Annotated in this window: 17 protein-coding genes; 3 read left to right on the forward strand and 14 right to left on the reverse strand. The window is 73.1% G+C overall.

Going from position 1 to position 19,493, the window contains the following annotated elements; genetic code table 11:
• Positions 1 to 5: 5 nt before the first annotated feature.
• Genes ACWCSU_RS29125 through ACWCSU_RS29145 form a run of 5 tightly spaced genes read right to left on the reverse strand, consistent with a single transcriptional unit; the run spans position 6 to position 5,885 of the window.
• Positions 6 to 1,166: a Gfo/Idh/MocA family protein gene (locus ACWCSU_RS29125; RefSeq protein WP_449939163.1), complete on the reverse strand. Its 1,161-nt coding sequence runs from the start codon at positions 1,164 to 1,166 to the stop codon at positions 6 to 8.
• A complete protein-coding gene (locus ACWCSU_RS29130) occupies positions 1,159 to 1,953 on the reverse strand; it encodes a glucosamine-6-phosphate deaminase (protein WP_449939165.1) in 795 nt (264 codons plus the stop codon). The genes ACWCSU_RS29125 and ACWCSU_RS29130 overlap by 8 nt, the downstream gene beginning before the upstream one ends.
• Positions 1,950 to 3,191, reverse strand: a complete 1,242-nt coding sequence (locus ACWCSU_RS29135) for a mannitol dehydrogenase family protein (protein WP_449939166.1) — start codon at positions 3,189 to 3,191, stop codon at positions 1,950 to 1,952. Before ACWCSU_RS29135 ends, ACWCSU_RS29130 begins: the two co-directional genes overlap by 4 nt.
• Complete coding sequence (locus tag ACWCSU_RS29140; protein ID WP_449939168.1) at positions 3,191 to 4,651, reverse strand: UxaA family hydrolase; 1,461 nt, start codon at positions 4,649 to 4,651, stop codon at positions 3,191 to 3,193. Before ACWCSU_RS29140 ends, ACWCSU_RS29135 begins: the two co-directional genes overlap by 1 nt.
• A 40-nt stretch (positions 4,652 to 4,691) precedes the next feature.
• Positions 4,692 to 5,885 (reverse strand): N-acetylglucosamine-6-phosphate deacetylase, encoded by a 1,194-nt coding sequence (locus ACWCSU_RS29145; protein WP_449939171.1) that lies wholly within the window; start codon positions 5,883 to 5,885, stop codon positions 4,692 to 4,694.
• Between the two features lie 202 nt (positions 5,886 to 6,087).
• On the opposite strand from ACWCSU_RS29145, the gene ACWCSU_RS29150 reads away from it, so the two are divergent.
• Positions 6,088 to 7,290 carry a Gfo/Idh/MocA family protein gene (locus ACWCSU_RS29150; RefSeq protein WP_449939174.1) on the forward strand — a complete coding sequence of 401 codons (1,203 nt, stop codon included), beginning with the start codon at positions 6,088 to 6,090 and terminating at the stop codon, positions 7,288 to 7,290.
• Positions 7,291 to 7,362: 72 nt separating this feature from the next.
• Positions 7,363 to 7,632 (forward strand): hypothetical protein, encoded by a 270-nt coding sequence (locus ACWCSU_RS29155; protein ID WP_357703542.1) that lies wholly within the window; start codon positions 7,363 to 7,365, stop codon positions 7,630 to 7,632.
• Positions 7,633 to 7,688: 56 nt separating this feature from the next.
• Here the strand turns inward: ACWCSU_RS29155 and ACWCSU_RS29160 are convergent, their stop codons facing one another.
• Genes ACWCSU_RS29160 through ACWCSU_RS29185 form a run of 6 tightly spaced genes read right to left on the reverse strand, consistent with a single transcriptional unit; the run spans position 7,689 to position 14,195 of the window.
• Positions 7,689 to 9,041 (reverse strand): carboxylesterase/lipase family protein, encoded by a 1,353-nt coding sequence (locus ACWCSU_RS29160; RefSeq protein WP_449939176.1) that lies wholly within the window; start codon positions 9,039 to 9,041, stop codon positions 7,689 to 7,691.
• On the reverse strand, positions 9,038 to 10,360 hold the full coding sequence (locus tag ACWCSU_RS29165; RefSeq protein WP_449939178.1) for a M28 family metallopeptidase: 1,323 nt from the start codon (positions 10,358 to 10,360) through the stop codon (positions 9,038 to 9,040). The genes ACWCSU_RS29160 and ACWCSU_RS29165 overlap by 4 nt, the downstream gene beginning before the upstream one ends.
• Positions 10,357 to 11,157, reverse strand: a complete 801-nt coding sequence (locus ACWCSU_RS29170) for a carbohydrate ABC transporter permease (protein WP_357703550.1) — start codon at positions 11,155 to 11,157, stop codon at positions 10,357 to 10,359. The genes ACWCSU_RS29165 and ACWCSU_RS29170 overlap by 4 nt, the downstream gene beginning before the upstream one ends.
• Positions 11,154 to 12,071: a carbohydrate ABC transporter permease gene (locus ACWCSU_RS29175; protein WP_449939180.1), complete on the reverse strand. Its 918-nt coding sequence runs from the start codon at positions 12,069 to 12,071 to the stop codon at positions 11,154 to 11,156. Before ACWCSU_RS29175 ends, ACWCSU_RS29170 begins: the two co-directional genes overlap by 4 nt.
• Before the next feature lie 2 nt (positions 12,072 to 12,073).
• Positions 12,074 to 13,327 (reverse strand): extracellular solute-binding protein, encoded by a 1,254-nt coding sequence (locus ACWCSU_RS29180; RefSeq protein WP_449939182.1) that lies wholly within the window; start codon positions 13,325 to 13,327, stop codon positions 12,074 to 12,076.
• Positions 13,328 to 13,337: 10 nt separating this feature from the next.
• Positions 13,338 to 14,195, reverse strand: coding sequence for an alpha/beta hydrolase (locus ACWCSU_RS29185; protein WP_357703556.1), 858 nt, complete (start codon positions 14,193 to 14,195; stop codon positions 13,338 to 13,340).
• A 66-nt stretch (positions 14,196 to 14,261) separates the two neighbouring features.
• Between ACWCSU_RS29185 and ACWCSU_RS29190 the strand changes: the two genes are divergently transcribed.
• The gene (locus ACWCSU_RS29190; protein ID WP_357703558.1) at positions 14,262 to 14,948 is read left to right on the forward strand and encodes a TetR/AcrR family transcriptional regulator; all 687 of its coding nucleotides are present in this window, start codon (positions 14,262 to 14,264) and stop codon (positions 14,946 to 14,948) included.
• Here ACWCSU_RS29190 and ACWCSU_RS29195 read toward each other — a convergent pair.
• The 3 genes from ACWCSU_RS29195 to ACWCSU_RS29205 form a co-directional block, all read right to left on the reverse strand.
• On the reverse strand, positions 14,918 to 16,792 hold the full coding sequence (locus ACWCSU_RS29195) for a hypothetical protein (RefSeq protein WP_449939185.1): 1,875 nt from the start codon (positions 16,790 to 16,792) through the stop codon (positions 14,918 to 14,920). The two genes, ACWCSU_RS29190 and ACWCSU_RS29195, sit on opposite strands and share 31 nt — an antisense overlap.
• Positions 16,793 to 16,812: 20 nt before the next feature.
• Positions 16,813 to 18,396, reverse strand: a complete 1,584-nt coding sequence (locus tag ACWCSU_RS29200) for a hypothetical protein (RefSeq protein ID WP_449939187.1) — start codon at positions 18,394 to 18,396, stop codon at positions 16,813 to 16,815.
• Between the two features lie 69 nt (positions 18,397 to 18,465).
• A complete protein-coding gene (locus ACWCSU_RS29205; protein ID WP_449939189.1) occupies positions 18,466 to 19,476 on the reverse strand; it encodes a LacI family DNA-binding transcriptional regulator in 1,011 nt (336 codons plus the stop codon).
• Positions 19,477 to 19,493: the final 17 nt, after the last annotated feature.

The following is a 19,493-nucleotide window of genomic DNA, read 5'->3' on the forward strand; positions in this document are numbered from 1 at the left end:
TTCCATCATAGGCAACCGCTTGCGAGAAGGGCTTCGACATCCACGGGCTGACCGGTCTGCGACGACCGCCGGACGGCCTCGCCGACCGCCACGGCCCTGGCGCCGTCCAGGCTGCCGGCGCGCAGGCCCAGCGGGTCGTCGCCGTCCCCGGCGAACAGGTCGCGCACGAGGAGCTCGTCGGCGCCGAGATGCCCCCCGGCCTCCCCCTCGACGACGATCTCCCGCCGGTCGCCGAACATCGGGTGGACGACGATCGGCTCGGGCGGGCCTACGGCCTGCCTGCCGTATTCGAGGCCGGCCTCGATGCGGCCGTGCGTGCCGTTGATGCCCAGCCGGTAGCCCTCCCACGGCGCGGAGAACTGGATGCTGTACGACAGATGAGCGCCGCCACGGTAGCGCACGAGGGCCGCGTAGTTGTCCTCGATGTCGATCTCCGTGTCGTAGATGTGACCGAGAGGGCTGTCGGGCAGCGACACGCCTTCCTCGGCCCAGCGCCGCCGGTAGGGGTCGTCGGCCGCGTGCGGGCTGCCGGCGCCGTAGTAGGCGCGCGAGCCGTACCCGAAGACCTGCACGGGCACGTCGGCCAGCCACCAGCCGACCAGGTCGAAGTGGTGGCAGCTCTTGTGCACCTGGAGGCCGCCGGACAGCTCGGCCCGGCGGTTCCAGCGCTGGAAGTAGCTGGCGCCGTGCAGGGTCTCGACGTTCCAGACGAGTTCGACGCCGACCACCCGGCCGATCTCGCCCGCCATGAGCAGCCGTTTGATCGCCTGGTGGCGGGGGGCGTAGCGCAGGTTGTGAGTGACCCGGACCCGGCCGCCGGGGTCGGCCGCGACGATCCTGGCGGCGTCGCGGGCGGTGGTGACCATGGGCTTCTCCGACACCACGGTCAGGCCGCGGGCCAGGCCGGTGAGGATGGCCTCGGCGTGCGTGAAGTCGGGCCCGGCGACCAGCAGGGTGTCGGGGCGGGTCTCGGTGATCAGGTCGTCCAGCCGGTCCGGCGGGTACCAGGGCAGGGCGGGGTCGAGGTCGCGTACCCGGGCCTCGTCGGGGTCGCACACCGCGACGATCTCCCCGTCCCCGGCGTGGGCGCCGAGCAGCGGGCGGACGAACACCGACATCGCCCGCCTGCTCAGCCCGGACAGCGCGTAGCGCCGGCGCTCAGCCACCGTTCACCGCCGGCTCGTCGGTGACCAGCGCGGCCGAGTCGCGGTCGAGGAAGAGCCGCGCCCCGGTCTGCCCGCGCAGCCACGTGGCCGGGCAGTGCGCCCCGACCGGCCCGCGCAACGCCTGCCGCACCGCGTGCGCCTTGCGCGCCTCCGGCACCACGGCCTGCACGTGCCGCGCCCCGAGCAGGGCGGGGACGGTCAGCGTGATGGCCGTGGCCGGAACCGCGTCGAACCCGGCGAAGTGCCCCTCCCCCACCTGCTGGTGCCGGGAGGCGGGGGTGAGGGTGATCACCCGGGCCCATCGGGGGTCGTCGCGGTCGGCGTCGTGCGGCTCGTTGAAGGCCAGGTGCCCGTTCTCCCCGATGCCCAGGCAGACCAGGTCGAGCGGGGCCTCCCGGAGCAACGCCTCGTAGCGGGCGCACTCGGCCTCGGGGTCGGCCGCGTCGCCGTCGATGTAGCACACCCGGGCCGGGGCGAAGGGCTCCTCGACGTGCTCCCTGATCCAGCGGCGGAAGGAGGCGGGGTGCCGGTCGTCGATGCCCACGTACTCGTCCATGTGGAACACGGTCACGTGCTCCCACGGCACCTGCTCCTCGCGCAGGGCGGCGACGAAGGCGAGCTGGGAGTTGCCGGTGGCGATCACGACCCGGGCGGCGCCGGCGGCCGACACGCGCGAGCGCAGGACGTCCGCCGTGTGGCCGGCCGCCGCGACGGCCATGGCCCGCTGGTCGTCGTACACGGCGACCGGCAGCGCTTCGGCGTCGAATCGGGCGAGGGGCTCGTTCACGTGGTGGTTTCCCTTCTGATGACGGCCGCGGCGCCGTGCCGGGCCAGGTCGCGCAGGTCGGCGAGGACCTGCCCGGTGAAGGCGGGCTCGTCCGGCAGGTCCGCGCCGAACACCTCGGGCACCCGCAGCGCCTCCTCGGGCGGCAGCGAGCGCAGCCGGTCGGCGAGCGGGTCGGAGACCTCCAGGAGCCGCCCGCGGTCGTCCACGCCGCCGCGGACGTGCCGCAGCCAGGCGGCGACGGCCAGGCAGGCCCAGCGCGGGTGCGCCCCGGCCGCCAGCCGGTCCCTGACGGTGCCGAGCAGCCGGATGGGCACCTTGAGCGAGCCGTCGATCGCCACCTGGGCGCACCGGTGGCGCAGCGCGGTGTTGCGCATCCGGGCCAGGATCGCGGCGGTGTAGACCGCCAGATCGAGCCCGTCCGGCGGAGTCAGCGAGGGCAGGACGTCCTCGGCGGTCAGCCGGTGGGCGAGCGCCTCCAGCGCGGGGTCGGCGAGCGCCGTGGCGATGTGCTCGTGCCCGATGAGCGCGCCGGTGTAGGCGAGCGTGCTGTGGGTGCCGTTCAGGATGCGGATCTTGGCCTGCTCGTGCGGGGTGACGTCGGCGGTGAACAGCGCGCCGCCGCGCTCCCACTCCGGCCGCGCGGCCGGGAAGCCGTCCTCCAGCACCCAGTGCGTGTACGGCTCCGCCACGACGACGGCGGGGTCGCCGGTGAGCTCCCGGTCCTCCCTGGTGGCGGCGGGGACGATGCGATCGACGACCGTGCCGGGGAAGGTGACCTCGGCCCCGATCCCGGCGTACTCCTGGAAGAGCTCCCGGAGGCGGCGGCCGTTGCCCGGCACGTTGTCGCACGACACCACGGCCAGCGGCCCGGCGTCCTTCCGCGCCCGCGCGGCCAGCCCCTCGGCGAGCAGGGCGACGACGGCGCCGCCCGGCCGGTACGCCTTCTCGGTGACGGTCAGCGTGACGACCGTGGTCTCCGGGTCGGCGAGGACCGCGACGACCCGGTCGCGTTCGGTGGGGGCGTGCAGGGTGGCGCGGATCGAGGAGATCGTGCGGGCGGTGGCGCGTTCGCCGTCGCGCACGAGCAGCGTGTAGCGGTGCCCGCGCTCGCGCAGGGCGCGCACGACCTCGGCCGAGCGGGGCGCGACCGCGCACACCTCCCATCCGGCGTCCTCGGTGTAGACCGCCTGGTGGGCGCGGTGGAAGGCGCCCAGGCCGACGTGGACCACGCGCGGCATCACATCACCGCGCCGAGCTGCCAGGGCACGAACTCCTCGGCGCCGAAGCCCAGCTCCTCGCTGCGCGTCGGCTCACCCGAGGCGACCCGCAGCACCAGGTCGAAGATCTGCCTGCCGACGGTCTCCAGATCGGCGCGGCCGTCGGCGACGGGACCGCAGTCGAGGTCCATGTCCCCGGCCATGCGGCGGAACAGCTCGCTGCTGGTGGCCAGCTTGGCGCTGGGGACCGGGCGGCAGCCGTAGACCGAGCCGCGGCCGGTGGTGAAGCAGATGACGTTGGCGCCCCCGGCGACCATGCCGGTGGCCGAGACGGGATCGTAGCCGGGCGTGTCCATGAAGACCAGGCCCTTGGCCTCGACGCGTTCGGCGTATTCGTAGACGGCGGTCAAGGGCGTGGAACCGCCCTTCGTGACCGCTCCGAGGGACTTCTCCAGGATCGTGGTGATCCCGCCTTCCCGGTTGCCCGGTGAGGGGTTGTGGTCCATGCTGCCGCCGTGCGCGGCGACGTACTCGCGCCACCAGGCGACGCGTTCCATCAGCCGGGCGGCGACGCGCGGGTCGGCGGCCCGTTCGGCGAGCAGGTGCTCGGCGCCGTAGATCTCCGGGGTCTCCCCCAGCACGGCGGTGCCGCCCTGGGCGACCAGCAGGTCGGCGGCCACCCCCAAAGCGGGGTTGGCGGTCAGGCCGGAGTAGCCGTCGGAGCCGCCGCACTGCAGGCCGAGGATCAGCTCCGAGGCGGGGACGCGGGTGCGCCGGGCCCTGGCGACGTCGGGGAGCAGCTCCTCGACGGCCCTGGTGGCGGCGTCGACCGTCTTCCTCGTGCCGCCGAGCTCCTGGATGGTCATCGTGGGGATGTCGGTCGTGGGCTGGTTGACCTCGCAGCCGAGGCCGAGCATGAGGATCGCGCCGAAGTTGGGGTGGGCGGCGTAGCCGTCCAGGGTGCGGCGCAGGATCGCCAGGCCCTCGCCGTCGTCGGCCAGGCCGCAGCCGGTGTTGTGGGTCAGGGCGACGACGCCGTCGATGCCCTCGTGGTCCTGGAAGCGCTGGGCGACGAGTCTGGCGACCGTGGCCGAGCAGTTGACCGAGGTGAGGATGCCGATGTGGTTGCGGGTTCCGACCCTGCCGTTGGGCCGTACATAGCCATTGAAGTACGACATTTCGTGAGGTGTGGCGGTCGGTGGTGGTGGGGCGGGGGGCGTCCGGCGGGGGGCGGTGTCGTCGTAGCGCAGATTGTGCGTGTGCACGTGCGCGCCCGGCGCGACCGGGGCCGACGCCACGCCGATGTGCTGGCCGTACTTGAGCACCGGCTCGTCGGCCCGCAACGCCCGCAACGCGACCTTGTGTCCCCTCGGCACGTCCTCGGCGAGCACCAGCCCGCCGTGCCGCTCACCCGCGCGCAGGTCGCGTAAGGCGACCGCGACGTCGTCCCCCTCGCGCAGCCGCAGCAGATCCTCGCCCATCAGGCAGTCCCCTCGTCCAGCCGCAGCAGATCCTCGCCCATCACGCAGTCCCTTCCCGGAGCCCGTCCTCGTCCAGCAGCCAGCGCCCGCCCACGATCGTGGCCCGCACGCCGAAGTCGTCGTCGAACAGCGCCAGGTCGGCCAGGCGGCCCGCCCGCAGCGCCCCCAGGTCGCGCCGCCCGAGCACCCGCGCGGGCGTGGCCGTGGCCATCGCGACCACCTCCGGCACGCTCAGCCCCAGCTCGCGCCGCAGGTGGCCGAGCATCGGGCCGAGCCCGGTCGTGCTTCCGGCGAACGCCGCGCCGCCCGGCAGCATCCCCACCCCGTCGCGCACGACGCAGTCGAGCGCGCCCAGCCGGTACGGCGAGCCGTCCGGCAACCCGGCGCCCGGGGTGGCGTCCGACACCACGCACAACCGCCCCGGCAGGCAGCGCGCGGCGATCCGCAGGAGTTGCGGCGGCAGATGCCGGCCGTCGGCGATCACCTCGGCGGTCAGCCCGTCGCTGGCCAGCGACTCCTCCAGCAGCCCCGGCACCCGCCACGGCCCCTGCCGGGTCAGCGCCGACTGCCCGCTCCACAGGTGAGTGAGGTGCGTGACCCCGGCCGCGACGGCGGCGGCGAAGACGTCCCCGGCGGCCTGGCTGTGCCCGGCGGCCACGACGCTCCCGGCGGCGGCGAAGCGCCGCACGGCCTCGATGCCGCCGGGCAGCTCGGGAGCGAGGGTGACCATGCCGGGCGTGCCGGCGGCCAGCAGCGCGCCGACCGCCTCGCCCGACGGGTGCAGGAGCAGCCCCGGGTCATGCGCCCCGGCCTGCTCGGGGGCCAGGAACGGCCCTTCCAGATGGACGCCGAGCAGCCGCGCGCCGTCCCGCAGGTGCTCGTCCTGCTCGGTGAACGTCCGGGCCAGCGCGAGGCGGTCGGCCATGTCGGCCAAGGGAGCCGTGGCCAGCGACGCCTGGACCGCGGTCACGCCGAAGCGCGTCTGCGCGGCCAGCACCGCCGCCCAGTCGGCGGCCTCGCCCTGGTCGAACCCGTGCCCGGCGGCTCCGTGCGTGTGCAGGTCGATCAGGCCCGGCGTCAGATACAGGCCGCCGGCGTCCACGCGCGGCACGCCGTCCAGCGATCCGGCGGGCAGCACCGCCTCGATCCGGTCGCCGGAGACGACGACGGCCAGGTCCTCCCGGACCTCCTCCGGCAGGACCGTCCGGACGCCGGTCAAGGCGTATCTCGCCATGCACTCCCCCATCGCGGCAAGCGGTTGCGCAACCTGTTTATCCCATGGATGACGCCGCCATCAAGAGCTTGTCGGCAATTGCCGCAAACGCTTGCCTTACGTATGATCGGCGCCACGCGAAGCAGAGAGGAGCGCCCGTGTCCCCCGCACGACGCTTCGAGGGCCGCGACGCCCTCGACCCGCACCCTGAGGACCACCCGTCATGAGCGACCTCCGCATCGCCGTCGTCGGCGCGGGCCAGCGGGTCAGCATCGCCCAGGAGGCGCACCGCCCCGGCCGGGGCGCCCGGATCACGACCGTCTGCGACCTCGACCCGGCCCGCCTCGCCCGTGCCAGGACCCTGTTCGGCGACGACGTGCGCGCCACGACCCGCCTGGAGGAGGCCCTCGACGCGGACGCCGTCATCGTGGCCACCCCCGACCACCTGCACGCCGGGCACGCGATCGCCGCCCTGAGCGCGGGCCTGCCCACGTTCGTGGAGAAACCGCTGGCCACGACCGTGGACGACGCCGACCGCGTCCTGGAGGCGGCCCGCGCCCACGGCGCCCGCCTGTACGTCGGCCACAACATGCGTCACATGCCGGTCGTCCGCGAGATGCGCTCGTTGATCGGGCAGGGCGCGGTCGGCGAGGTGACGGCCGTCTGGTGCCGCCACTTCGTCGGCCACGGCGGTGACTACTACTTCAAGGACTGGCACGCCGACCGCCGCAACACCACCGGCCTGCTGCTGCAGAAGGGCGCCCACGACCTCGACGTCATCCACTGGCTGGCCGGTTCGCGCACCGGCCTGGTGACGGCCATGGGCTCCCTGGGCGTCTACGGCCGCGTCGAGGACCGCTCACCCGGCCTGGACGAGCACTGGTTCGACCCCGGGCGCAACTGGCCGCCGCTCAGCCAGCGCGGCCTCAACCCGGTCATCGACGTGGAGGACCTGTCGATGGTCCTGATGCGGCTGGACAACGGCGTGCAGGCCAGCTACCAGCAGTGCCACTACACGCCCGACTACTGGCGCAACTACACGGTGATCGGCACCGAGGGCAGGCTGGAGAACTTCGGCGACCATCGGGGCACCGGCGTCGTACGGGTGTGGAACAGGCGCCGGCGCGACTACGACGCCGACGGCGACCTGGTCGTCACCGTGCCCGAGGCCGAAGGCGGGCACGGCGGGGCCGACCGGGCGCTGATGACGGAGTTCCTCCGCTTCGCCAGGGACGGCGGGGCCACCGACACCTCGCCCGTGGCCGCCCGGGACGCCGTGGCGGCGGCGTACCACGCGACCCTGTCGCTCCGCTCGGGGTCCACGCCGTGCGCGGTGCCGCCGGTATCCCCTGAGGTATCGGCCTATTTCGCGATCCAGGACGCTGGAATCACCGGGGGCGGCGTAGGGCGAGTGCCGGGCGCATGATTATGATCAAGATCGCGGCGGAAATGATCTACCGTTCCGCCGTGATGGCCGCCCCACCCCCGAAGGGATGCTATGCCCAAGCTCACCCGTGCCGCCGCGACCACGTTCGCGGCGGTCGCCCTGGCCGCGACCTGCTCCGCGCTGACCGCGCCCGCCAGCTCCGCGACCACCTCCGCCACGTCGTCCACCTCGGTCGCGGCGTCCACCTGGATCAAGTACGGCGACTACTCCAGCGAGGCGAAGTGCGTCGCCAAGGGCAAGCAGCTCAAGGCCAGCGGCGCCTACCTGTCGTACTTCTGCGAGTACACCGGTTTCTTCACGCTGATGGTCCTGACCAGGTAGTCGCCTGACCACCTCCGGCCCGGAGGTCATCTCCTCCGGGCCGGCGGTCTCGAACCTCACCCGCCGGCGGGCTCACCGAAGATCATGGTGTGCCCGAGCGGCCAGCCGGGGTCGCCGGTGCGGGCGAAACGCACCCAGGCGGCGTGCATCGCGTCGGCCACCGCCTGCGGCGCGTCCGGCCCCGCGGTGCGTGCGACGCCGGGCGCGTCCAGCACGTCGAAGACGAACGGCAGGTCGAGGTTGTGCACCGCGCCCACGCGTCCGCCGCCGACCGGGCTCTCGACGGGCGACTCCCACCGGAACTCGTAGCCGTGGGCGGGCCTGGCCTCGCGGATCCAGCGAGTCTCGCGGGTGAACAGGTGCTCGGTGACGGCGCGTCCGACGCGTTCGGCGGGCGTGCGGCCGGGTTCGTCCACCTGGACGCCGAGATGGTCCAGCAGGGCCTGCGCACCGGCCTCGTCGACATCGGCGGCCATCCGGCGGACGAACACGTCGGCCTCCTGGGACGTGCAGCCGACCAGCAGGGGCAGAGCCCCGCTCGCGCCCGCGCGCAGGGCGGCCAGCGGGACGTCCGGGATCAGGTCGCCGTCCACGACCGGCTTGACCGGCACCGACTCGTTCAGCCCGCCGGAGTCGCCGGTCAGCGGCGGCGGCTGTTCGGCGACGAGCGCCTCGGGGGACAGCGCGGCGAAGGCCGACCTGGTCGGGGCGATGCCCAGCCGGGCGGCGAGCGCCTTGGCATGGTCGCGGGCCTCCTGCTCGCCCGCGACCAGGGTGGCCGAGCCGCTCATCACGATCGCGCGATGGAACAGCCCTGCGGCACGGGGCATCGTCAGCAGGGTGGCGACGGCGGCGGCGCCCGCCGACTGCCCGGCGACCGTCACGTTGCCGGGGTCGCCGCCGAAGGCCGCGATGTTGTCGCGCACCCACTCCAGCGCGGCCAGCCAGTCGAGGACGCCCCGGTTGAGCGGGGCGTCCTCCAGGGCCAGGAAGCCCTCGAAGCCGAGCCGGTAGTTGACGGCCACGCAGACCACGCCGTCGCGGGCGAAGCGGTGGCCCTGGTGCCAGGCCGCCCCGTTGCCGCCGATGGAGAACGCGCCGCCGTGGATCCAGACCAGGACGGGCAGCCCCGCCGGGCCGGTCCGCGGGGTGCGCACGTCGAGGTTGAGGCAGTCCTCGCCGGCCTGGAAGACGTCGGGCGCGTACAGGCCGATGTCCTCACCGGCCGCCTGCGGGGCGGCGGGGCCGCGCGTGACGGCGGGCCGCACGCCGTCCCACGCCGGTGGCGGGACGGGCGCGCCGAAGCGGCGCTCGCCGAAGGGCGGGGCGGCGTACGGCACCCCGAGAAAGGCGAGCACCCCCTCCTCGACCATGCCCTCGACCAGCCCCGACGCGGTACGCACGATCATGCCCGGCGCCATCCGGCCGTCCCTTCGACGATTCTGACGGCCGCCCGGGTGAGCGGCTCAAGCCCGGCCTCGTCCACCTTGTCCAGGGTGTCGGCCGAGTCGAACAGGTACATGGGAGCCGACAGGAAGTGCACGAGCGGCACCCCTTCAGGATGGAAGAAGGCCCCGTCGGTGGGCGGCATCGGCGAGAACACGTCCGGCGGCAGCACGAACGAGCGTCTCAGGTCCTCCGCGACGAGGGCCGCCGCCACCAGGCTCTCCAGCTCCGGCTTCCTGCTGGTGAACCACCAGCGGGTCTCGGGGTCGCCGGTGGGCGTGAGCTCGCCGTCCTCGACCACGCACCGCCGGGCGGCGTGCTCCAGGTGGAGCTGGAGGACGACGTCGTCCAGCAGGCCGCGGTTGTCCTCGATGAAGGCCCGGGTGCCGGCGGCGTGCGCCATGTGGCCCGCGGTCAGCAGGAAGAGCAGGTTGTGCGGCCGGTCGCGCTCGGGCACCGCGGCCCAGTACTGGGCGGCGGCCAGCACCAGCGCGATCCCGGAGGCGTCCTCGACGGCCGAGGCCCAGGGCGCGTCGTGGTGCGAGCCGATGATCACCCACTGGTCGGAGCGGCCGGGGAGCGTGCCGATCACGTTGTGCGAGACGGCCGGGCCCGTCTCCGACTCGACGGTGAGCGTGCCCGTGCAGGGCCCCTCGTCGACCAGGTCGAGCACCCGGCGCGAGTCGCCGCCCGACAGCCAGACGGCCGGCAGGCCGCGGTGGACGGCGTCGTAGGGCACGTAGTAGTCGCGGGTCTCCCACGGCACCCCGGTCAGCGCGCCCGCGAAGGCGGCGGCGCCGCCGTCGATGACGCCCTGGAGGACGTCGAGGTGGTCGAGCTGGAACGGCAGCGTCTGGACCAGCTCGCCGAAGACGTCCTCGGGGTCGTGCACGGCCGTCGCCAGGTCCCTGACGTAGGACTGCGGCAGCTCGGTGAAGGCGTACTCGGGCACGACGATCGCCCCCGGCACGACCTCGCGGCTGACCGGCGCGCGCACGACCGCCTTCGGCGTGGTGTAGGGCAGGGCGGAGGCCGCCACCCGGACGCCCCTGGACGGGTCGGCGTCCAGGCACACCTCCAGGGCCGCCGTCACCGGCCGCCAGACGGGCAGCTCGACCGGCGTCAGCCGGACGTCGCGCAGCCCGAACCCGGTGAAGCGCTCGGCCGCCCACGCGGCGGTCCAGTCGTCGGCCGGGTAGCCGGGACGCCTGACGCCCCGCGAGGTGACCGTCTCGATCCACGCCATCATCCGCGCGGCGCCGGGGACCAGGTCCGGGATCATCGTTTCAGCCCTCCGAAGGTGAGCCCCGCCACGTAGTAGCGCTGCAGCGCGACCATGAGGACGAACGGCGGCACGGCGGTGACCAGTGCCGCGGTGGTGGTCAGGTGGTAGGTGACGCCGACCTCGCTCTGGAAGTTGGCCAGCCCCACCGGCAACGGCCACAGCTCCTGCTCGTTGGCCACGATCAGCGGCCACAGCAGGTTGTCCCACTGCGCCAGGAAATGCACCAGGAACAGGGTGATGAGCGCCGGCTTGAGCAGCGGCACGGCGATGCGCGCGAAGATGCGGAACTCCCCCGCGCCGTCGACCCGCGCGGCCAGCAGCAGCTCCTTGGGGATGCCGAGGGCGAACTGCCGCACCAGGAAGACGCCGAACGCGCTGATCATGCCCGGCACCATCATGCCCTGGAACGTGTTGACCCAGCCGAGCTCCTTCACGATGAGGAAGACCGGGATGACCAGGACCATCGGCGTGAGCGCCAGCGTGCCGACGACCAGCGCGAACAGCAGGCGGCGGCCGGGGAAGGACAGCTGGGCCATCGCGTGCCCGGCGGCGGCCGAGAAGATCACGTCCAGGACGGCGGTGCCGACGCACAGGATGAGGCTGTTGCGCAGGTACGTGGGCAGGTTGCCGTCGCCGAACAGCACCCCGATGTTCTCGGGCAGGTGGAAGCCGTTGAAGACCAGCCCGCGCAGGTCGGTGTCGTCGGGCGCCGAGGCGACCACGATCATGGCGTAGACCGGCAGCAGCATGAACCCGACCGCGACGATCAGCCAGGCGGTACGCAGGACCCTCATTCGTCGCCGCCCTTCAGGAACGTGAACTGCAGCGCCGAGACGATCACCATGGCGGCCAGCAGCACCATGCCCATCGCGGCGGCGTAGCCCATGTGCTCGTAGGGGAAGGCGTTGGCCCAGATGTAGTAGGGCAGCACCTGGGTGGCGTCGGCGGGCCCGCCGCCGGTGAGCAGGAAGGCGGGCACGAACGCCTGCATCGATCCGGCCACCGAGATGACCAGGACGAACAGCAGGGTCCTGCGCAGCAGCGGGAGCGTGATCCGGGTGAACGTGGTCACCGGCCCCGAGCCGTCGATGGCGGCGGCCTCGTACACCTCGCCGGGCAGCGCCTGCAGCCCGGCGGTCAGGATGATCACGAACAGTCCCATGCTCTTCCAGACGACCATCACGACCAGCGCCCAGATGGCCAGGCCGGAGCTGGTCAGCCAGGACTGCGGCGCGACCCCGACCAGGCCGAGCAGGGTGTTGGCCAGGCCGCGGTCGGAGTAGATGATCACCCAGACCATCGACGTCGCGGCGAGCGGCATCACGGCCGGGATCATGACGAGCGCCCTGAGCCAGCGGTTGAGCCGTCCCGGCCTGCTCAGCGGCACGGCCACCAGCAGGGCCAGCACGATCGTCGGGACGACCGTGCAGACCGTGTAGACGACGGTGATCCACGCCGAGTTGAGGAAGCCGGGATCGGCGAACATGCGCTCGTAGTTGGCCAGCCCGATCCAGTTGGGCGTCCCGGCCATCTCGTAGTCGGTGAAGCTGAGATAGATCGCCGACAGGAACGGGACGAGCCAGAACACCACGAAGAAGACGGCCACCGGAAGGGTCAGCGCCACGCCCGCCGTGGCCTCGGGACGGGCCCTGACCCTGCCGAGCACGCCCACCGGCCCACGGGGACGGGCTCCGACCTCGCCGAGCACGCTCACAGGGCCGGCCGCACGGCGGCGTCGAAGGTCGCCGCGGCCTCGGCGGGGGTCGCCTTGCCGTGCGCGACGGAGTCCACGGCGCCGGCCGCGGCCTTCGCCAGTTCGAGGGTGCCGGGGATGATCGGGCCGAAGTCGACGTGCGGGAGGCTGTCGGCGACGATCGTCATGATCTCGGACTTGCCGCGCGGCCCGGCGTCGCGCCAGCCCTTGGTGGGGATGATGATGCCGTTGTCCAGGTTGGCCGTCACCGACGGGCCGCCCTGGAGGTAGTTGACGAGGTGCCAGGCGGTGAACTGGTTGGGCGAGTCCTTGGCCACGCCCCAGCCCCAGGTGTAGGCGGGCACGACGGACGGGCCGCCGGCCCAGGTGGGCATGGGCGCGACGCCGTACTGCTTGCCGAAGGTGAGCTTGTCCTTGCCGAGCTTCTCCAGCGCCGGGCCGAGGAAGGCGCCGCTGACGACCATGGCGGCCTGGCCGGAGTAGAACAGGCCGAGCGCGCCCAGCGGGTTGGAGAGCTTGGGGTTGCCGATCCCCGACATGTACGTCAGGGCGCCGATGCCCTGCTCGGTGGCGAGCGACGCCTTCGTGCCGCCCGCCGTGACGAGTTCGCCGCCCTTGCCGCGGACGAGGGCGGTCAGCGCCATGAGGGCCCACTGCGGGTCGCCATAGAGCCATTGGAGGCCGACCAGCGCGCGGTCCTTCGAGGTGAGCTTGGCGCTGTACTCGGCGATCTCCTCCCAGGTCGCCGGAGGCTTGTCGGGGTCGAGCCCGGCCTGCTCGAACCGGTCCTTGCGGTAGTAGAGCATGCAGGGGTTGAAGTCGATGGGCACGCCGTAGGGAACGTCCTGATAGGTGAGCGGGGTGGTCGTGCCCGGCTCGTAGTTCTGCAGCGGCAGCGCCTTGGTGTCGACGGGCGCGAGCCGCTGCTTCCTGGCGTGGGCGGGGAAGCTCCAGTGGCCGATCTTGAAGACGTCGGGCGGGGCGCCGCCGCTGAAGGCGGTCAGCAGTTTGGCGTCGAGCTGGCCCACGGGCAGGTAGAGCAGCTTCACGTCGACCTTGAACTCGGCGATGTAGCGGTGCACGAGATCCTGGAACTGCTGGCCGGTGTCCTGCGAGCCGTGCAGCCAGACGGTGACCTCGCCGCGCGGCCCGCCGCCCGCGGCCTGCTGCCGGGGCTGGTCCTTGCCGCATCCGGCGAGCAGGGTGAGCGCGCCGGCGGCGAGGAGCCCACGCCGCGTCAGATCCGCCATGGTGGTTCTCCTAGGTGAGGTTCTTGAGCGCCTGGTTCTGCCAGGCGGTGTTGGTGGGGAGCTCGGGGGCGCCGCCGGTGAACGCCGCGCGGGCCTGGGCGTCGGCCTGGAGGCGGTACCTCAGCCAGGCGGTCACGTAGCCGAGGAAGCCGCCGCCGGTGTTCTGGATGTCGTTGTGCCCGGCGCCCTTGAGCAGCGCCCGGCCCGCTCCGGCGGTGGCCTGGTCGTAGTAGCCCTGGACGGTCCCGGCCGAGGAGATCAGCCAGTCGTCCGCGCCGCTGAGGAAGAGCACCGGGCAGGTCAGGGCGGCCACCGAGAACTCGTCTCCGGGGCTGGCCATCCACTGCGCGGGCACGGCGATCGGCACGACGGTCTTGATCAGCCCGGCGGAGTGGTTGGCCGCGTTGACGACCCCGCCCGCCCCCTGGGAGTGGCCGACGGCGCCGACCTGGGCGGTGTTCAGCTTGCCGTGGAAGACGCTGGCGGGGTCGCCGCCGAGGCCGACGAGGTGCTGGGCGGCGGCGAGGATCTCGGCGCCGGTGCCCGTGGTGGTGTCGGTGGAGGCGACCACCGCGAAGCCCCAGGAGGCCAGGTGGTTGAGCAGCCCCGGGTAGTTGTCGGGGGTGGCCCACGAGCCGTTGCCCCAGGTCACGATCGGGTGGGTGACGCCGCCCGCTCCCAGGTCGGCCGGGTAGTAGAGCCGGTGGCCGCCCGAGGTGCCGGTGGCGACCTGCCACGGACCCGTCGCCTTGTAGGTCGTCTCGATGGTGGAGGCGGCGCCGGCCTCGGTGGTCCACGACAGGAATCCGGCCGACATGAGGCCGAGTGCCCCTGCCCGCAACGCCTGCCGACGGGTGAAGTTCTCCATGGTCACCTCGTGGGATATTTGGAGACGTGAACGTCTCCTAAGAGAGGGAAGTACGATCGGTGAGCGATGTCAAGAGATGAACAGAAGGAAGTTCCGGCGGTCCGGCCACTTCCCAGAGGGCGGCACGGGCTCTCCCCCGACACGGTTCGCGAGTCCCAGCGCGACCGCCTCGTGGAGGCCATGCTGCGGCTCGTCGCGCGGCGCGGCTACGCCGCCACGAGCGTCCCGGACGTGATCGCCGCCGCGCGGGTCTCGCGCAACGCCTTCTACGCCCAGTTCGCCGACAAGGAGGCGTGCTTCCTCGCCGGGTGCGAGCGCGACCTGCCCGACATGATCGACGCGATCCACACGGCCGCGTCGGGCACCGGCGGCCGCTGGCGCGAGGCGTTGCGGCTGGGCATGGTCGCCTATCTGAGCTGGTGGCAGGAGCGCCCGGAGTACGCGCAGGCGTACTTCGTGGAGCTGCCCAGGGCGGGCGAGCGGGCCGTCGAGCAGCGTGACGCCGCCTACCGGCCCTTCCTGGACATGCTCGGGGCGCTGGCCGCGCGGGCCAGGGCGGAGGATCCCGCGCTGCCGCCGCTGCGCGCCCCGATCCCCCGCCTGATCGTCTACGGGACCACCGAGTACGTCGCCTCGGAGGTGCGCGCGGGCCGCGCCGCCACCCTGACGTCGTCGGCCGGCGACCTCTACCACTACACGGTCGCCCTGCTCGCGGGCCCCGATCACGGCATGGCGACCACCCCTTCCGCCTGAACCAGCCAGCCTTGGGGGAAACACCCCTCCGCCGCCATGTGGGCGACGGCGGCCAGCAGACCGCCGTTGCCCGGCAGGTAGAGCGGCAGCAGGCCGTCCCATTGGTGGTTGTGGCCGCCGGCCAGGTAGGTGTTCTTCGGGGCGTCCATCAGCAGCGCGTCCACGGCCGTGGCGGGCTCGCCGAGCCGGGCCGCGCACAGGGCGAGCATCGGGAAGTCCCAGCCCCAGGCGCTCTCCCAGTCCCAGTCGGCGAGCACGTCGTGCAGGGTGGCCCGCATGATCTCGGGGTCGATCAGCGGGGTGGGCGGCACGAACCCGAGCGCGCCGGTCATCGAGGGATGGTCCGTCCTGACCGTGTACGGCTCCACGCCGACGGCCGCGTAGACGCCGTCGCGCACCAGCGGCCGGGCCAGGCCGTCCAGGACCCGCGCCCACTCCGGGTCCGGGTCGAGGCCGAGCAGGCCCCGCCACCGCTGGGCCGTCTCCAGCCCCCACCACCAGTAGGCCAGCTCGAACGCGGGATCGCGCACCGTCCGCCTGGACTCGTGGTAGGACTCCTGCGCCGGGACCAGCGGCGGCCCCAGATGCCCGCCGCCGGCGAAGGAGGCCATGAACTCGGCCGTCTCGAACACCAGGTCCCGGTAGTCCTCCAGCGCCCCCGGGCGGGCCCGGCGGAGCAGCTCGGCGAAGTAGATCAGGTGCGGCTGCTGCCAGACGATGAACGCGCCGATCTCGCTCGGGCTCTCCCGGCCCTCCGGCCCCACCTGCTTGGGCCAGCGGGCGCCGCGGAACCCCTGCCGCGCGGCCGTGGCCCTGGCCCGCGGCAGGATCGAGCGGTACCACGGCAGGCTCCGCTCCAGCAGCTCCGGCCTGCCCCACAGGACGAAATGGGCGGCGTGCCACCAGTGCATCTCCAGGTGGAACTTGCCGCTCCAGGAGTTGACGACCAGCCCGGTCTCCTGCGGCGGGGTGGAGCCCGCGCAGTTGACCGCGGTGAGGTACTGCGAGAGCACGACCCGGCGTTCGAGCTCGGGCGCCCGCGGGTCGGTGCTGCCCGCGAAGCTCACCGCTCCGCCGCTCGTCCAGAACCGCTCCCAGTGGGCGGCGGCGGCCGTACGGACCTGTGAGAAGGACGGCAGGGCGGCGCCGACGGGCTCGCGGGCGAACTCGACGACGAGCTCCAGCTCGTCGCCCTGGATCAGGTACACGTGCGGGCCGGGCGAGGTGAGCCGCGCCGGTCCGGTCCACTCGGCCGCCACGTGGTAGCGGTCCTGATCCAGGACGCGGGTGAAGTCGCAGCGCGAGCCGCGCTGGGTGCACGTGGTGCTGTGCCGGTCGGGTCTGTCCCAGTCGGCGGTGGTGTGCCAGCCGTCGCTGGCGTAGGGGAAGGCGATCCTGATCCCCGTGCCGCCCACCACGCGTACGGCCAGCAGGTCCCGCTCGGGATGGCAGACCGTCTCCACCTCGTACGGCAGGCCGCCCAGCTCGAACGAGCTGGACAGCGTGCCGGTCCACAGGTCGAGGGTCTGCGCCGACCGGCCGAGCGCGGCGCTCTCGTCGGCGTCGAGGCCGATCCGCCCGAGATGCAGGCGGTGCGGGTTCACGTGCAGCCAGCCGCCCGCCTCGGTGGCCGGGTACAGGTCCGGATAACCGACGCCGTCGTAGTCGGTGAGCGCGTCCTCCAGCACGTGGCCCTTGGGGTTGGGCATCGTGTGCCAGCCCCACTGCGCCTGCGTGCCCAGCGGCGCGAAGGTCTGCAGCCCGGTGGCGTCGGCGGTGAAGGCGAACTCCCCGTTTCCCACGGTGAGCGGGCACCCGGCGTCGGCGACGGTGTGCCGGCGCACGAGTGCCCTCCTGTCCACGCTCACGCACACCCCGGCGTGCCGGAGGCGCGCTGCTGGCGCATGGCGGTCACGTCGCCCGCCACGTCCGACTGGGCCATCGGGCCGAGGTCGAGCACGACGTCGGTGAAGGCGAGCGACGCCTTGCGCATCACCGGCAGGTCGATCGCCTCGACGCCGAACTGCGGCGAGAACAGCGTCTTGGGCGCGGCGATGGGCGCGATGACGGGCAGCAGGTGCTGGTTGTACGGCGTGCCCTCGCCGCCGAAGCTGCAGTGGTGCGGGACCGTGGCGAGGTCGGCGGCCGACAGGCCCTTCAGGATCGCGGTGCGCCGCACGTCCCAGTACTCGATGTGGCCCTTGACGAGCTCGCGCAGCGGCGTGCTCTCGCTGACGGGGACCCACAGCAGCTCGGTGAGGTTGGGGCTGGCGACGAGCTGCTTGCCCGGCAGGCCGTTCGGCCTGGCGACCGCGTCGTAACGCTTGGCGCCGAGGTGTTCGAGCACGACGACGGAGGAGACCTTGCCCTGGTCGTACTCGGCGTCGAGCTGGGCGGCGAGCTGGCCGGCGCCGCCCTCCCGGACGTCGGGACCGGTCAGGTGCTGGTAGAGGTGGCCGGTCACGAACGCGAACTGCACGGTCCGCGGACGGCACGCCACCGGCAGCGACGACAGGTAGCGGGCCATCTCGATCATGGTGAGCGGGCCGTTGTCCCACACCGGGCTCATGCCGTCGGTGTGGCTCTCCACGACGATCTTCTGGGCGCTCCCGCCGGGCAGCGTGGCGAGCAGGGTCCGGGTGGTCGTCGGCGTCCAGGCGGCGTTCACGGTCAGCGCGGCCTGCACCGGCTGCCCGGCGGCCAGCGCGTCCTTGATCTGCTTGCCCTGGTCGGCGCCGACGTACGCGCCGGGCACGCCGTACGGCAGGCCCTCGTAGGGCGCGTACATGTCCTTGATCTGGGCGTGCGGGAGCTGGCTGATCTCGATCACGCCCAGCGCGCCCGCGGCGGCGGCCGCCTTGAGGTCGGCGTCGGCGGCGGCCGGGGCCTCCATCGACTCCGAGCCGAGCAGGTTGATCGTCATGCCCGGGTCGTACATGGAGTAGCCGAGCGTGGGCGGATAGAACAGCAGGTTGGGCACGTTGGTCCAGGGCAGGTCCCGGACGACGATCTTCCCGGCGGCGTTGGCCGCGGTGATGTTCGTCCCCGCGGCCAGGTGGACGAGCGGCGCCGAGACGCCACCCGCACCGGTCGAGGACGAGAACGGCACGGGCGCCGCGACCTGCACGGACGTGCCGCCGACGGTCAGGCCGGTGCCGAGGTTGTCCCAGCGGTCGATGGCGTAGGGCATGGAGGAGAGCTGGAGGCCGGGGATGGCCGCCATCTCCTGCTCCAGCCAGTCGACGTAGCCGGCGTGCGCGGCGGAACCGGTCGGCCGGGGCCCGAACGCCTTCTGCTGCCCGGCCAGGGTGCCCAGGCGGGCCTCGGAGGCGAACGCGGCGGGGTCGACCCTGGCCGGGCAGGTGGTCGCGGCGGCCGGCCGGGCGAAGGCCGGTTGCGCGGGCGCGACCAGCGGGAGGAGAAGGGCTAGGAGAGCGAGTCGTCTCACGTGGGGGTCCTTCCATCGAATCGTTTTAATGCATGGTCCGCGGCAGTCCCCCGACGTGCGGCCGGGCCCTCAGTGGCGAGGTGGTCCTGTGGTCCCGCGGACGATCAGCGTGGGCGACACCGACGACGCCACCGATCGCGTGCGTCCTTCGATGCGCTCGACGAGCAGGCGCGCGGCGGTCGCCCCGATCACCCGTCCGTCCTGGTCGACGCTGGTGAGCGAGATGCGTTTGAGCGAGGCGATGCCGATGTTGTCGTATCCGGCGACGGAGAGGTCCTCCGGCACCGACAGGCCCGCCTCGTCGGCGGCGCGCAGCACGCCGAGCGCCGCGATGTCGGCCCCGGCGAAGATCGCGGTGGGCCGGTCGTCGCGGGCGAGCAGTTCCCGCGCGCCCTCGAAGCCGCCCTCCTCGGTGAAGGAGGTGGCCAGCACGTCGTCGGCGAGCCCGTGGGCGCGCATCGCCTGGCGGTAGCCTTCGGCGCGCACCATGTGCGGCAGTCCCTGGGCGCGGGCCCGCTCCAGGTGGGTGATGTGGGCGATCCGGGTGTGCCCGAGCCCGACCAGGTGGTCGACCACGAGCCGGGCCCCCATCACGTCGTCGTCGACGACCGCGTCGTAGGCCGCGGCGCCGCCGTGCCTGCCCACCACGACGACCGGGGCGGCCGCCGCGATGGCGGCGAGTTCGGCGTCCGTCATGACCGGCGAGATCAGGATGAGCCCGTCCATGCTCCGGTCGATCATGGCGTCGGTCATCCTGGCCTGCGTCTTGGGCTCGATCCCGCCGGGTCCGAGCAGCACCTGGTACTCGGTGTCGCCCAGCCGGCCGGTGATGCCCTCGATGATGTCGGGGAAGAACGGGTTGCGGGTGTCGGAGAGCATGACGCCGAGGGTGTAGGTGCGTCCGCGCAGGGCGCGGGCCGCGGCGTGCGGGCGGTAGCCCAGCTCGTCGATGGCCTGCGTCACCTTGGCCTGCATCTCCGCGCTCACGCCGTAGGCCCCGCGTACCACCTTGGACACGGCGGCCGTGGAGACCCCGGCCCGCCTGGCCACATCGGCGATCGTCACTCGTCCGCTCGTCACACGCCGTCCTTCATGTG

It is taken from the genome of Nonomuraea sp. NPDC001699 (genome assembly GCF_053596455.1).

Excerpts from the sequence above, each read along its gene's own strand:
- ACWCSU_RS29135 (WP_449939166.1), bottom strand. The coding sequence starts at position 3,191 with ATGCCGCGCGTGGTCCACGTCGGCCTGGGCGCCTTCCACCGCGCCCAC.
- ACWCSU_RS29180 (WP_449939182.1), bottom strand. The coding sequence starts at position 13,327 with ATGGCGGATCTGACGCGGCGTGGGCTCCTCGCCGCCGGCGCGCTCACC.
- ACWCSU_RS29140 (WP_449939168.1), bottom strand. The coding sequence starts at position 4,651 with ATGGGCGAGGATCTGCTGCGGCTGCGCGAGGGGGACGACGTCGCGGTC.
- ACWCSU_RS29190 (WP_357703558.1), top strand. The coding sequence starts at position 14,262 with ATGTCAAGAGATGAACAGAAGGAAGTTCCGGCGGTCCGGCCACTTCCC.
- ACWCSU_RS29160 (WP_449939176.1), bottom strand. The coding sequence starts at position 9,041 with ATGATCGTGCGTACCGCGTCGGGGCTGGTCGAGGGCATGGTCGAGGAG.
- ACWCSU_RS29165 (WP_449939178.1), bottom strand. The coding sequence starts at position 10,360 with ATGATCCCGGACCTGGTCCCCGGCGCCGCGCGGATGATGGCGTGGATC.
- ACWCSU_RS29145 (WP_449939171.1), bottom strand. The coding sequence starts at position 5,885 with ATGGCGAGATACGCCTTGACCGGCGTCCGGACGGTCCTGCCGGAGGAG.
- ACWCSU_RS29185 (WP_357703556.1), bottom strand. The coding sequence starts at position 14,195 with ATGGAGAACTTCACCCGTCGGCAGGCGTTGCGGGCAGGGGCACTCGGC.
- ACWCSU_RS29170 (WP_357703550.1), bottom strand. The coding sequence starts at position 11,157 with ATGAGGGTCCTGCGTACCGCCTGGCTGATCGTCGCGGTCGGGTTCATG.
- ACWCSU_RS29150 (WP_449939174.1), top strand. The coding sequence starts at position 6,088 with ATGAGCGACCTCCGCATCGCCGTCGTCGGCGCGGGCCAGCGGGTCAGC.
- ACWCSU_RS29155 (WP_357703542.1), top strand. The coding sequence starts at position 7,363 with ATGCCCAAGCTCACCCGTGCCGCCGCGACCACGTTCGCGGCGGTCGCC.